This window comes from Pontibacter populi (genome assembly GCF_040278685.1).
In the GTDB taxonomy this organism is placed as follows: domain Bacteria; phylum Bacteroidota; class Bacteroidia; order Cytophagales; family Hymenobacteraceae; genus Pontibacter; species Pontibacter populi.
This window is the reverse complement of the sequence record NZ_JBEOKT010000003.1, coordinates 124,754-138,796: the sequence shown is the minus strand read 5'-3', so window position 1 is coordinate 138,796 and position 14,043 is coordinate 124,754. Positions and strand designations below refer to the sequence as shown.

9 protein-coding genes are annotated in these 14,043 nt (G+C 47.2%); 2 read left to right on the top strand and 7 right to left on the bottom strand.

The features are described 5' to 3' along the window. Positions 1–32 precede the first annotated feature (32 nt). From ABS362_RS04065 to ABS362_RS04045, 5 genes are all read right to left on the bottom strand, one after another. On the bottom strand, positions 33–1,931 hold the full coding sequence (locus ABS362_RS04065; RefSeq protein ID WP_350411026.1) for an efflux RND transporter permease subunit: 1,899 nt from the start codon (positions 1,929–1,931) through the stop codon (positions 33–35). 139 nt (positions 1,932–2,070) lie between these two features. Continuing rightward, complete coding sequence (locus tag ABS362_RS04060; protein ID WP_350411025.1) at positions 2,071–3,357, bottom strand: efflux RND transporter permease subunit; 1,287 nt, start codon at positions 3,355–3,357, stop codon at positions 2,071–2,073. Positions 3,358–3,515: 158 nt separating this feature from the next. Next, positions 3,516–3,944 carry an HYC_CC_PP family protein gene (locus ABS362_RS04055; protein ID WP_350411024.1) on the bottom strand — a complete coding sequence of 143 codons (429 nt, stop codon included), beginning with the start codon at positions 3,942–3,944 and terminating at the stop codon, positions 3,516–3,518. A 129-nt stretch (positions 3,945–4,073) separates the two neighbouring features. After that, complete coding sequence (locus tag ABS362_RS04050; protein ID WP_350411022.1) at positions 4,074–5,213, bottom strand: efflux RND transporter periplasmic adaptor subunit; 1,140 nt, start codon at positions 5,211–5,213, stop codon at positions 4,074–4,076. A gap of 4 nt (positions 5,214–5,217) precedes the next feature. Further along, positions 5,218–9,588: a CusA/CzcA family heavy metal efflux RND transporter gene (locus tag ABS362_RS04045; RefSeq protein ID WP_350411021.1), complete on the bottom strand. Its 4,371-nt coding sequence runs from the start codon at positions 9,586–9,588 to the stop codon at positions 5,218–5,220. 483 nt (positions 9,589–10,071) lie between these two features. Between ABS362_RS04045 and ABS362_RS04040 the strand changes: the two genes are divergently transcribed. Together ABS362_RS04040 and ABS362_RS04035 are read left to right on the top strand one after the other, a co-directional pair. Beyond that, a complete protein-coding gene (locus ABS362_RS04040; protein ID WP_350411222.1) occupies positions 10,072–12,213 on the top strand; it encodes a glycoside hydrolase family 97 protein in 2,142 nt (713 codons plus the stop codon). Between the two features lie 125 nt (positions 12,214–12,338). Beyond that, entirely contained in the window at positions 12,339–12,515 is a 177-nt protein-coding gene (locus tag ABS362_RS04035) for a hypothetical protein (protein ID WP_350411020.1), read from the top strand. Between the two features lie 210 nt (positions 12,516–12,725). Here the strand turns inward: ABS362_RS04035 and ABS362_RS04030 are convergent, their stop codons facing one another. Further along, the gene (locus ABS362_RS04030) at positions 12,726–13,133 is read right to left on the bottom strand and encodes a VOC family protein (RefSeq protein ID WP_350411019.1); all 408 of its coding nucleotides are present in this window, start codon (positions 13,131–13,133) and stop codon (positions 12,726–12,728) included. Positions 13,134–13,237: 104 nt separating this feature from the next. Continuing rightward, positions 13,238–13,885, bottom strand: a complete 648-nt coding sequence (locus ABS362_RS04025) for a hypothetical protein (RefSeq protein WP_350411018.1) — start codon at positions 13,883–13,885, stop codon at positions 13,238–13,240. Positions 13,886–14,043 lie beyond the last annotated feature (158 nt).

The following is a 14,043-nucleotide window of genomic DNA, read 5'->3' as shown; positions in this document are numbered from 1 at the left end:
CCTTCAAAGAGCTAATTAAAAGTGTATATTTCTTAGTGCTTAACATCGTAGATATCCAGTTTGCCGTGTTTTCTTAATTCGTATTCTTTTATCATCTCAAACACAACAGGTGTTACCAGTAATATGTGAATGGATGAGGTAAACACACCCCCGATCAGCGGAAGTACAATAGGTTTCATTACATCTGTGCCCACGCCAGTTGCCCAAAGAACCGGGATCAGGCCAAACAGCGATACAGATACTGTCATGATCTTCGGGCGGAGGCGTTTTACAGCGCCTTTGAATACAAAGTCACGGATATCCTGTTTAGTTATAGTTTCGTGGGAATTTCCTTTCAGCTCCACCAGTTCTTTCATGGCTTCGTTCAGGTACACCACCATTAGCATACCCGTTTCTATGGCCATACCAAACAGCGCAATAAAACCCACTGCTACCGCCACCGACAGGTTTACGCCATAGAAGTATACTATAAATACACCCCCGATCAGCGCAAACGGAATGGTTATCAAACTAAAAAAGGCTTCCTTCAGAGAGTTGAAGGAGAAGTAAAGGATGAAGAAGATGATGAGCACTACCAGCGGGATAATGAGTTGCAATGTCTGGGTAGCACGCACCTGGTTTTCCCACTGTCCGCTCCACTCCAGGTAATAGCCGCTTGGTATACCAGTTACTTCATTGCTGATCTTTTCCATGGCCTCTTTCACGGTGCTGCCCAGGTCGCGGTCGCGCACATTAAAGAGCACGGCCCCACGCAGCTGCGCATTTTCAGAGTTGATCATCGGCGGACCATCTGTAAAACGTATAGTTGCTACGGAGGATAAAGGTATAGTTCCGGAGGCAGCCGTCTGGATCGGGATTCTCTGGATGCGCTCTACGCTGTTGCGGTATTCCTGGGCCAGGCGAACATTGATAGAAAAGCGCTGACGACCTTCGATGGTGTTGCCAATAGAAGTTCCGCCCAACGCAGATTCCACGATCATGTTCACATCATCTACCGTCAACCCATAGCGGCCAAGTGCTTCGCGGTTAATATCTATCTCGAGGTATTTACCACCTGTAATCGGCTCCACATACAGGTCGTTCACACCCGGCACATCGCGCAAAGCTGTTCGCACTCTTTCCGACACAGAGGCTATAGAATCAAGGTTCTGGCCATACACTTTTACGCCCACATCGGTACGGATACCGGTTGCCAGCATGTTAATGCGGTTGATGATAGGTTGGGTCCAGCCGTTCACCACACCCGGTATCTGCAGTTTTGTGTCGAGCTCCCGGATAATATCCTGTTTGGTAATGCCCTCGCGCCATTCCGACTGCGGTTTCAGCATAATAATAGTTTCGATCATGCTGATAGGGGAGTTGTCGGTGGCGGTACTTGCCCGGCCAGCTTTCCCCAGCACACTTTCCACTTCCGGCACCGATTTGATGATCTTGTCCTGCACCTGCAGAATGCGCTTGGCTTCGGCGTTGGAAATATCCGGTAGCGTTACAGGCATGAACAGGATAGAGCCTTCATCCAGCGGCGGCATAAATTCTGTACCCAAACTGAACAGCATCGGTATGGCAACCAGCAGGGCAAGTATGTTTACCCCAATAGTTGTTTTTCGCCAGTTCAGGCACCACCGCAGCAAAGGACCATACACCCGCTCCAGCGCCCTGTTAATCGGGTTAGCATTATCCTCTTTAAACTTCCCTTTAAGGAAAAAGGAGATGAGTACCGGTGTAAGTGTAATGGCTACAATGGCATCAACTATAAGTATAAAGGTTTTTGTCCAGGCCAGCGGACCGAACAGTTTGCCTTCCTGGCCTGTAAGCAAAAACACCGGCAGGAACGACGTAATAACTATAATGGTACTCCAGAACACACTCGGCCCCACCTGTTTGGCGGCCTTCTCTATGATCCGGATTCTATCTTCTTTTGATAATTTCATTTTGATTCAATTTTGAATAATTGAATTTTGAATAACTAACTGTTCTTTTTTTGTCATCTCGACGTGAGGAGAGATCTATCTGGAATTCTAAACAGATTTCTCGCTAAGCACTAAATGACAGTGAAGCACCTTCAAAATTCTATTCCTCTTCCATCCATTCTTTGCCTTTCTGTGCATCTGCCAAATGCCGGTAAGCGTTCTCAACCATCACAATAGCATCGTCCACGATCACACCTATAGAAAGGGCAATACCAGTCAGCGACATGATGTTGGAAGAGATGCCGAATGCATTGAGAAGTATAAACCCGATGGCAACTGAAAGCGGCAACTGAATAAGTATGACCAGGGCACTGCGCCAGTGAAACAGGAACAGGAACACGATCACGGAAGCAACAAGCATTTCCTCGATCAGCGTTTTCTTGATGGAGTCGATGGATTCATTGATAAGGCCGCTGCGGTCGTACACAATGTTGAACTTCACGCCTTCCGGTAAGCCTTTTGCTACTTCCTCCATCTTCAGTTTCACGTTATCGATCACTTCGTCAGCGTTCTCGCCATAGCGCATCACCACGATGCCACCTACTGCTTCGCCTTCGCCGTTCAGGTCAAAAATTCCCAGGCGGCTTTCGCCTGTCATCTGCACAGTGGCCACATCGCGCACCCGTACCGGAATGGTATTGTTAGTAGCAATCGCAATATTCTGGATCTCTTCAGCCGATTGTAAATAACCGGTGGTTTTAATGATGTAACCGATATCAGAAAGCTCGAATTTGCGGCCACCAGCTTCGTTGTTATTTGACCGGATTGACTGGATAACCTTCGGAACGGAGAGCTTATAGTAGGTGAGTTTATTCGGGTCCAGCGTTATCTGGTACTGCTTTTGAAAACCTCCGAACGAAGCCACTTCACTTACGCCCTTCACGTTCTGCAACCCGAATTTTACATACCAGTCCTGGATGGCACGTTGCTCGCCAAGGTCCATGCCGGGCGCATCTAAGGTGTACCAGAGAATGTGACCTACACCCGTACCATCAGGACCAAGAGTAGGAGCGACACCTTCAGGCAGCATATTACCAACCGAGCTCAGGCGCTCTAAAACCCGTTCGCGGGCCCAGTACACGTCCGTCTCATCCTCGAAAATGACATAGATAAAGCTCATGCCGAACATAGAGCTGCCGCGCACATATTTTACCTCGGGCAGGCCCTGCAGGTTGGTAACAAGCGGATACGTGATCTGGTCTTCGATGATCTGCGGGCTGCGGCCCATCCATTCGGTAAAAACGATCACCTGATTTTCAGACAGATCGGGAATGGCATCCACCTTATTTGTCTGTACCGAGTATAAGCCCCAACCGAACAGCGCCGCTGAAATGAGCAGCACGATAAACCGGTTACGGAGCGAAAAGGAAATTAATTTCGCAATCATGTAAGTATAAGATTAACCTTAACAGGAAGTTGAGGAACTGCTGAAAAGCAGCTTAATCGGGGAGATGCCAACTATGAACTATAGCTAGGGAAAGCGCCTGTCGTGCTTAAAAAGACACAGCTACGCCAGCCAAACTATGGCATCCGGAAACTATAAAATTAAAGTAGGAAAGATTGCACCAGCACCGGTATGTCGCGGGCCAGTGGGGGAGCTTCGTAAAAAGCGTAAGCAGGCTTAGGGTCAGCCTCAAGAGCGAAGAACTGAAGAATAACGGCTTTAAAAGCAGCTACAAATTTCAGGTCTAAGGTTTTGGTAAGTATAAGTGATTTTGAATCTGATGCGGCGTCATCGTGCTCGAAAACCAGTGTGTGGTCGTCGCAGCATTCCGCTTCATCGGTAGCAGGTACTTTGTGGCAGGCTGGCTGCTTATCTTTCTGCTCCTCCATCGGGCAGTCTGCTTCCGAGCCAAACAACGCAATATCCTGCAACTCACCAGCGCACAAATGCATGCCCACCGAAATGCCCGTCGAGGAGACGAACACCAGCAGTGTTAAAGCAAGCAGTACTATCTGGCGGTATAGTTTCATATTCCGGTTTATACTTATAAGCAAAGTTACAACCTAATGCGCAGGTAAACTTACACAATTAAGAAAAACTTTTACAGAATTTCATTTCGTATTTTAAACTTTACCCCAGATCGAGTTATAACAATTAACCTATTCCTCTTCTTTGTTCTTCATTTTCATAAGCAGGGCATAGGCACCATCGGTAACATAGGTCTGGGTTTCCGGGTTTAAAGCCGGGCCGGGCATCAGGGCCGTAAAACCATGTTCGGAGTTTCTTGTCTGCGCCTCTACCATCTCGAAAACGCCATTGTCTTTGGCTGCGAACACATATTGCTTATTACCATACCGCACTATAGCATCCTCAGGCAAGGTATAGGCTTCCCTGCTTTGAACTTCAATCTCCGCATTCATAAACATACCGGGCACCAGTGCAGGATCTTCTTTTTCCAGGTGGCAATGCACTTCTACGGCACGGTCGTCGGTTACATCTTTGCCAATGTAAATGATCTTACCAGGATACTTTTTTTCCGGTTGGTTAGCGCGGTAAGCCAGCACCTCCTGTCCGATCTCCAGTTTGTCCAGGTCTTTCTCGAACACGGTAAGCATCAGGTGCAGGTCGCGCGGGTCTACCAGTTCAAAAAGTATATCGGTTGGTACCACATACTTGCCGGTGTTTACATTCACTTTGGTAACATAGCCGTCAATAGGCGAATACAGTCTTAAGGTGCGTGTCAGGTTATTCTTAGTAAGCCGGTTCGGGTTAATGCCTACCATGCGCAGTTTTTCTGCCAGTGCCTTCAGCATTACCTGCTGGCTCTGGTATTCGGACTGGGTTTGCTGGTATACTTTGTCGCTGGTAGCTTTACTTTGGTTCAGTTCGCGCTGGCGGTTATATTCCTTGTTCAGGTAGCCAAGTCGGGCTTTGGTTATAAGGTAGTCCTGTTGCAGTTGTATGTAGGCCTGGTCTTCCAGTTCTGCCATTAGCTGGCCTTTTTTAAGGTGCATGCCTGGCAGCAGGGTGGTCTTTTTCAGGTATCCGCCCAGCGGCACGCTCACCGAAACCATACTTTGAGGCGGCGCTTCCATTACCCCATTTACCTGCAGCACCGACGCTACCTTTTTCAGTTCGGCCTTTCCGGTTGCCACGCCTGCATTTTTCATTTGCGCCGGGGTAAGTTGCACCAAGTTGGTTTCCTGTGGCTTTTCAGCTACCGAAGATTCTGTTGGTTGCTCCGAACTGCAGCTTACCAGTAAGGCAGTTATAAAACATATATAGCTTAACTTTTTCATGGCTTTATCTGCTTCCGGTTAAGGCTTTTATTTCTAGTATGGTCAGGTTATAGTTGCGCACAGCATCCAGGTAACTGGTTTGCAGGTCGATAGCCTGGTTCGTGAGCAGCACCCATTCCAGGTAATCAATTTCGCCGCCCCGGAACTGCTCATCTGCAATTTTAATAATAGATGCAGCATTTGGTAAGGCAGTCTTTTCATAGTAATCAAGGTTTTCAGCAGCCACCCGGTACTGTGCCGCAGCTTTTTGTAACTGCAGTTCAAGCGATAGTTTTCCGGCATCGTAGCTGTTACGGGTGATTTGTTCCTGTATTCTGGCGGCCTGTATCCGTGCTTTTTGCGCCCCATAAAACAACGGAATACCCATGCCCACTTCTACAGAGGTAAAACGGTCGGAGGATGTAAAATTCCGCTCTACGCCATCCACATTCTGTATGCCTTTTATGCTTTGGTTGTTGTAGCCAATTTGCAGATCGGGGAGGAGGTGAGCCTGCTCTGCTTTTGTGCTGGCCCGGCTGACTTGCTGTTGCTGCTGCAGCAGTTTTAAATACGGATGGGCAGCTATAGTTGCTGAGTCGTTCTGTATAGCCAATTCTATTTTTAACGGGCGTTCAGCAGGCACATAAACGGTATCGGTATTGAGCACAAACTGGAACTGCTGCTGAAGGTCTGTTATTTCCTGTTGGAGCTGCCGGAGTTGCAGGCTTACCTGGCCGCGCTGTGTCTGGGCAGTATTTTTTTCAAGGATGTTGCTGGACCCGAGTTTGAATCGGAGCTCGGCGGTGCGCAGAAATTCTTTGTACAGGCTGTCGGTGCGAAGCAACAGATTCTGTTTTTCACGGGCATACAGCATCTCATAGTATAGTTGCGTTACCTGCCATTCCAGTTCAAATACACTCAACTCAGATGCAAGCACAGCTTGTTGCCATTCCTGTTTCAATAACTGTTTTTGCCTGGCATATACTGTCGGGAATTTCAGGCTTTGCGATATGTTTAAGCGGGTATCCTTGTACGTGCTGTTTATCTGACCATACTCTCCGGCAACTATAGTTTGCGGAATATCTAAGGCAGTACCCTGTAGTTTTTGTGCGGCTCCTGCCTGTAGTCTTTCGTTCTGTAGTTGGGAGTTCTGTTTTTGTGCTTTGTCAATGGCCTGCTCCAGGGTTATAGTTTGCTGTGCCGATGCCAGGTTAGGGAGCAATAGCAGCAGTAGAATTCCGACCGCTTTCGTTACTGGTGTAATAGGTTTGTCATCATGGTGCGCAGCTTTCTCGAAAAGGATGTAAAGCGATGGCAGCACGAATAAGGTAAGCAAGGTTGCAACGATCAATCCCCCGATCACTACAGTTGCCAGCGGACGCTGCACCTCTGCGCCGGCTCCGGAGCTAAGCGCCATAGGTAAAAAGCCCAGACTTGCCACGCTGGCCGTCATCAGAACCGGGCGAAGGCGTGTTTTGGTACCTTCCAGTACGATTTCTTTTAAACTTAAGCCACCAGCCAGCCGCAACCGGTTAAACTCCGCGATCATTACAATGCCGTTCAGGACAGCTACACCAAACAAAGCGATAAACCCAACACCCGCCGAAATACTGAAAGGCATACCCCGCAACCACAACGCAAAAATACCCCCGATAGCCGACAAGGGAATAGCCGAGTAAATAAGCAAACCGTAACGCACCGACCGGAACGCAAAATACAGCAGCAGGAATATAAGCCCCAGCGAAACAGGAACGGCTACGGTCAGGCGTTGGCGTGCGGCCTCCAGGTTCTCGAATGCACCGCCATAAACCACATAATAGGCGGGCGGAAGATCTAGCTGTTGCTGTACCTTTTGCTGCAGTTCATCCACAATACTCTGCACATCCCGGCCACGCACGTTAAAGCCAACCATAATGCGGCGTTTGGCATCTTCGCGCTGTATCTGGTAGGGGCCTTCTTCCAGTTTAACATCAGCTAAAACGTACAACGGTACCTGTTGCCCCGATGGTGTCGGGATAAGCAGATTCTGCACATCAGGGAGGTTCTGCCGCAGTTCTCCTTTTAAGCGTACTACCAGGTCAAAGCGCCGTTCGCCTTCAAATACCAGGCCACTGCTTACGCCTGCAAAAGCAGCATTAACCGTCTGGTTTATGTCGGCTACGTTGGTGCCGTGCTGGGCAATGGCAGCGTGATTATAGTTGATCACGATCTGCGGCATGCCGGTAACCGTCTCTACATACAGGTCTGTGGCGCCTTCCACGGTAGTTGCTATCTGGCCGAGGCGTTGGGCATAATGGGCCAGTGTATCCAGGTCTTCCCCAAATATCTTGCAAACCACATCCTGCCGGGCACCTGTCATCAGTTCGTTAAAACGCATCTGCACCGGGTACTGGAAACCAGCCGTAATACCGGGCACATCCTGCAGGGCATTTCCCATTTTTTCGGCTAGTTCATCAAATGTTTTAGCGGAGGTCCATTCTTTTTTCGGTTTCAGGATCACCATCATATCGCTGGCTTCGATGGGCATAGGGTCGGTTGGTATCTCACCGGAGCCGATCTTTGTCACCACTTTCTCTACTTCCGGAAAGCGGTCTAAGAGTATGCCTGCGGCCTGTTGTGTCGATCTTATAGTTGTGTTGAGATTACTTCCGGTCAGTACGCGGGTATCAACGGCAAAATCGCCTTCTTCCAGGGCAGGGATAAACTCTCCACCTAAAGATAAGAGTACCAGTACAGCGCCAGAAAACAACAGAACAGCACCAGCAATAACCATTTTAGGGAATTCGATGACGCGACGGAGGTATTTCTGGTAAAAATTCTCAATACGGCCCATCATTCTATCTGAGAAAGTGTCTTTGTGGTTAATTTTTTTACTCAGGAAAAGCGCACTCATCATCGGTACATAGGTCAGCGAAAGTATGGCAGCGCCTATCAGGGCAAATGTTACGGTCTGGGCCATGGGCTTGAACATCTTTCCTTCTATACCTTGCAGGGTAAGTATAGGCAGGTAAACAATGAGGATGATGATCTGTCCAAAAATGGCGCTGTTCATCATGCGGCTCGCCGATTGTTGTACCGTATCATCCATCTGTGCCTGATCGATGCGGTCGGTGGTGGCAAAGCGCTTGTTAAAATGAAAGGTGTGGAGAACCGCCTCAACTATAATTACCGCACCATCCACTATCAAACCAAAGTCCAGGGCACCCAGGCTCATCAGGTTACCGCTCACACCGAAGGTGTTCATCATGGTTATGGCAAACAGCATGGCCAGCGGAATAACGGATGCAACTATAAGCCCGGCCCGCAGGTTGCCCAGGAAAAGTACCAGCACAAACACCACGATCAGGGCACCTTCCAGCAGGTTTTTTTCTACGGTACTGATGGCGTTATTTACCATTTTGGTACGGTCCAGGAAAGGCTCTATCACAACGCCTTCAGGCAGCGATTCGCTGATCTGTTCGATGCGCGCTTTCACTTCTTTAATGACCTGGTTGCTGTTGGCACCTTTCAGCATCATCACAACAGCGCCGGCTACTTCGCCCTGGTCGTTATAGGTCATGGCGCCAAAACGGGTGGCGTGGCCATAATCTACTTCGGCTACATCGCGCAGGTACACAGGAGAGCCGTTTTCCGTGCTTTTAACAGCTATACTCCGGATGTCATCCAGGGTGCCCAGCAGGCCTTCACTTCGGATAAAAAGCACGGCATCGCCTTTGTGGATGTATGAGCCGCCGGTGTTCTGGTTATTGTTTTCAAGCGCTGTAAAAATATCGGTTATAGTCAGGCCATAGGATTTTAGCCGGGAAGGGTCTACTGCTATTTCATACTGTTTCAGGTAACCGCCAAAACTGCTCACATCGGCCACGCCGGGCACGCCCAGCAGTTGCCGGCGCACGATCCAGTCCTGTATGGTGCGCAGTTCCATGGCATCGTACTTCCCTTCGTAGCCGGGTTTTGGCCGGACCATGTACTGGTAAATTTCGCCCAGTCCTGTGGTTACAGGGCCAAGTTCAGGGTTGCCGATGCCTTCCGGAATTTGTGAAGCTACCGTCTGCAGCCGCTCTGCCACTTGTTGCCGGGCCCAGTATACATCTACATTATCCTCAAAAACTATAGTTACCAGCGAAAGGCCAAACCGTGAAAAACTGCGGATCTCTTTAATGCCTGGGATGTTGCTGTTGGCCTGCTCTACCGGAAAGGTGACCAAACGCTCAATATCGGGGGCACCCAACGATGGGGCAACTGTTATTACCTGAACCTGGTTGTTGGTGATATCGGGTACTGCATCAATTGGAAGGCGGGAGACGTTGTAGGCACCAATTATAATTAAAGCGATCACAAAAAGGCCGATGATGAGCTTATTCTGTATTGAAAAGGCTATAATTCTGTTAAGCATTATACTTCTCGTTAATGGTGGCCTTTACCCTGTTTCTGATAGCAATATTTGTGGGTCGGTAGTATGAATATTAAACTCCCAAATCCGAAATCAGTTAGTAAATATCTAATTTATTTTTATCTTAAAGTATGATATAAGTCACCTGAAAATATTTGCCTGACATTGAAAATCAGGGAAGAGGCCACGTTGGCTCGGTTTACATTAATGCTTTATCCTCTTATTTTGCCAGATTTTATAAGGAGTGTACCGTATCAGGCTATCTCGGGCATGATGAATGCTGCAGCGGAGTAATAAACACAGGATATACTTTAGATTATCAACAATATTTAGAAGGTAAAAACGAACTTTTAATGTAATTTGCCTCTCCGAAATGCCACCTTATGGCAGACTATAGTTTATGCTTTGTAAAACAGTTAACCAATGAATTATAAGTACACTATGAATTTACACGTTGCAGCAAAAACAGCTGAGGCTTCGCGCAGTATGTTGCGCAGGCTGACCTTAATACTGCTCCTTTGTACCTTTACCTTCCTGGTAAATGCGCAGGTAATAACCTCTCCGGACAAGAACTTTACCTTGAAGTTTGAACTGGCAGATGGTGGCGTACCTACTTACCAGCTGACGTACAAAAAAAAGCCTGTCATCAAAGAAAGTAAACTGGGCCTGGAACTAAAGGATGCCCCGTCGATGATGAATGTTTTTACAGTCTCAAAAACAGAGCAGAACAGTGTGAACAACACTTGGGAGCCGATCTTAGGAGAGCAGAAAACCATCCGTAATAACTATAACGAATTGCTGGTAACCCTTAACCAAAAAGACCAGAAGGACCGCCACATCCGCATCCGTTTTCGTTTGTTTAACGATGGTCTGGGTTTCCGTTATGAGTTTCCGGAGCAGAAAGAGCTGAACTACTTTATCATTAAAGAAGAAAACACGGAGTTTAACCTGGCAGGTGACCACAAGATCTGGTGGATACCGGGCGACTACGATACCAACGAATATGCTTACACCACTTCTAAGATATCTGAAATTCCAGGTTTGATGAAGAAGGCAACGATAGATGTGCACGCGCAGTGGCCAATCAAAACTACAGCTGTGCAAACGCCTTCTATGATGAAATCTTCGGATGGTATTTACATCAACATTCACGAAGCAGCCCTGATCAACTACCCGGCCATGAACCTGAACGTAGATCCGAAAACCTTCAAATTCAGCTCGCACCTTACCCCGGATGCGATGGGCAACAAAGGCTACATCCAGACCGACTTTAACACACCCTGGAGAACTATAGTTGTAAGCGACGACGCTACGGATATCCTGGAATCTAAGCTGATACTGAACCTGAACGAGCCTACAAAATACAAGGACGTTTCGTGGATTAAGCCGGTAAAATACATTGGTGTTTGGTGGGAGTACTTTGTAGCCGGTAAAAGCACCTGGGCTTATGGCACCGAAACAAACGTTAAACTGACAGACGATTTCTCGAAGCTGACTCCGAACGGTCGCCATGGCGCTACTAACGAAAACGTGAAAAAGCACATCGACTTTGCTGCCAAGCATGGTTTTGATGCCGTATTGGTGGAAGGCTGGAACATTGGCTGGGAAGACTGGTTCGGTAACTGGAAAGAAGAAGTGTTCGACTTTGTAACGCCATATCCTGATTTTGATGTGAAAGAACTTAATGCGTATGCCAAGTCGAAGGGTGTAAGGATCATGATGCACCACGAAACATCGGCTTCCGCTACCAACTATGAGCGCCGTCTTAAAGATGCGTTTGAGTTTATGCAGGAAAATGGTTACAACTCTGTGAAGACAGGCTATGTAGGCAAGATTATACCACGAGGGGAGCACCACGACAGCCAGTGGATGGTGAACCACTACATACACGTGGCCGAAACTGCAGCAGACTATAAGATAATGGTAAACAGCCACGAAGCTGTAAGGCCAACTGGTGTGCACCGTACCTATCCGAACTGGTTTTCGCAGGAATCTGCACGCGGTACTGAGTTTGAAGCCATGGGCGGACTTGCGCCGGAGCATGCCACTATTTTACCGTTTACAAGACTGATGGGTGGCCCGATGGACTATACGCCAGGTATTTTCCAGACTGATCTTTCTTACTACAACACAGGCGGTAACCAGCGTGTGAATACAACCCTGGTGAAGCAACTGGCTTACTATGTAACCATGTACAGCCCGCTGCAAATGGCTGCCGACCTGCCTGAGAACTATGAGCGTTTCCCGGATGCATTCCAGTTTATTAAAGATGTAGCCGTGGATTGGGATAACACCTGGGTGCAGGAAGCAGAGCCAGGGGACTATGTAACAATAGCCCGTAAAGCAAAAGGCAAGAACGAATGGTATGTTGGTGGTATCACCGACGAGAATGCCCGCACAGCAACTGTTCGTTTCGATTACCTGCCAAAAGGCAAAAACTACATCGCCACTATTTATGCCGATGCAAAAGATGCCAGCTGGAACAAGAATCCACAGAAATATACGATCCGTAAGGTGCTTGTAAATTCTAAAAGCGTGCTGAAGCAGCCAATTGCCCCGGGTGGTGGTGTTGCGGTAAGCATTAAAGAAGGCAGCAAGCAGGATATGAAAGGCCTGAAGAAACTATAGTCTATAGTTGACACTAACCGAAAAGCGCGGGGCAGGAAACTGTTCCGCGCTTTTTTTTGCCTAAATCGAATTATTATAGTTTATAGTTTGTATCTTTTGGTAGATAAACTTTTAGCCACATACTTATGACCTCCGAAGAATTTGAAACAAACTTTACGCAAACCCTTGATACGATCTTAGAAGCACTTGCCAACAGCTCAGAGGTAAAACCTGAGAAATTCTATAGTTTGGCCTGTGTCGTCGAGAACCTGCGTTATTTCAGTCCTGTGTTTTATAGTGCCATCAAGCAGAAAGAAGAATAAGACCGCATTAGGAGGTTGAAGATACCTTTACATACCTAAACCATTATCAGGTCACTGATAGGTATGAAGCCCTAATACAAGCAACCAATTATATTACCAAACAGGTAAATCTGTACATTGGATGTCCTTAATGTATAAAAGCCACGCAGCAGTTAGGGTGCGTGGCTTTTATACTTTGTGTCTTTGTATGTATAGCTGAAATACGGTATTTTAGGCTTGCGGTATTTGACTCATATCCATAAAGAACACTTCCCAGATGTGCCCGTCCGGGTCGTTGAAAGCTCTGCCATACATAAAGCCCTGATCATCTGTTGGACGTGCCTCGGTACCACCTGCCGCTAGCGCTTCGTCCACCAGTTTGTTCACTTCATCTTTACTGTTAACCGATAGTGCCGTTAACACTTCGGTTGTTTTAGTAGCGTCAGAAATGCCTTTTGGGGTGAACATTTTAAACTTGTCGTGTGTCAGCAGCATGGCATAAATAGTCTCTGAAATAACTACACACGCCGCTGTTTCGTCCGTGAACTGCTCGTTTATAGAGAACCCTAGCTTTGTGAAAAAGTCCTTAGACTTTTTCAGGTCTGAAACAGGAAGGTTGACAAAGATCTGGGTTACCATAGTTTTTGGGGTTTGTTGGAAGTAGATTTAACGTGTTGGTACATGAGGTGAGTAAGGCGTAGCCGTAGCTTTGCTCATGTGCTTTGTTGGCTTATGTTGTTTCACTAATACTTTTTGCACACTACACTCGAGTCAATTCCTAATGCATTAAAAGATTCTAAAGGAGTATAAGTTTTCCCTTCCATTTTAGCTCTTATCGCATAGCTTTCTTCCTTTGTCCACTTTCTAATGTTGTATCTTATATGTAAGCCATTCGTTAGGTAGTTGCTAATCTGTTCAAAAGCAGGATTTGTTATCGTGTCAGTTGAACTTGAGAGGGTAACGACCCAGTTAGGCTGGTACATCTGCCAGTTAATTCTCATGGCAGAATCAAGGAAAGGAGCTACATCTTCAGTTCTTAGCTCCTTAACTTGTTTAGGCGTAAGCTCTATGAAAGGTACTTTGATGTAATCTGATTCACTCATGCCGAAACCGCAAAGATGCCTGTGGGAAACCGTATGTAGATATACTTTATCGCTGCCAACAAATATGAAGTTGTACTCGCCATAGGTCAGGTCAGTTGGCGGTGGCGGGTCATTTTTATATTTTTCACTCGTGATATAGTTTTCCCCTTCCTTCACCACATAGTATATCTTTTCTGACTCCTTTGGTTTGTCTCCACAAGAAGCTAAAAGGATGGTTAACAGTAAAAGAGCGAGTCTATTCATCATTTCAATTAAAGCCAACGCCAGTTTGTCTAATAACCTCTGCATGTTGGCTGTTTAAAGATAGCAATTTGCAGATATAATGAATGGTTATATGTCAACTTTATAAGTAAGCCCAAGTGCTGCCAGCAGGCCCGAAAGGTGCCTAGGAGGGATTCGCAAGTCATATAGGCCCTGAAATAGGCCAGCAGTCGCTCCCAGCCGAT

Coding starts and splice junctions, on each gene's coding strand:
- ABS362_RS04065 (WP_350411026.1), bottom strand. CDS start 1,931: ATGAAATTATCAAAAGAAGATAGAATCCGGATCATAGAGAAGGCCGCC.
- ABS362_RS04060 (WP_350411025.1), bottom strand. CDS start 3,357: ATGATTGCGAAATTAATTTCCTTTTCGCTCCGTAACCGGTTTATCGTG.
- ABS362_RS04055 (WP_350411024.1), bottom strand. CDS start 3,944: ATGAAACTATACCGCCAGATAGTACTGCTTGCTTTAACACTGCTGGTG.
- ABS362_RS04050 (WP_350411022.1), bottom strand. CDS start 5,213: ATGAAAAAGTTAAGCTATATATGTTTTATAACTGCCTTACTGGTAAGC.
- ABS362_RS04045 (WP_350411021.1), bottom strand. CDS start 9,588: ATGCTTAACAGAATTATAGCCTTTTCAATACAGAATAAGCTCATCATC.
- ABS362_RS04040 (WP_350411222.1), top strand. CDS start 10,072: ATGTTGCGCAGGCTGACCTTAATACTGCTCCTTTGTACCTTTACCTTC.
- ABS362_RS04035 (WP_350411020.1), top strand. CDS start 12,339: ATGACCTCCGAAGAATTTGAAACAAACTTTACGCAAACCCTTGATACG.
- ABS362_RS04030 (WP_350411019.1), bottom strand. CDS start 13,133: ATGGTAACCCAGATCTTTGTCAACCTTCCTGTTTCAGACCTGAAAAAG.
- ABS362_RS04025 (WP_350411018.1), bottom strand. CDS start 13,885: ATGCAGAGGTTATTAGACAAACTGGCGTTGGCTTTAATTGAAATGATG.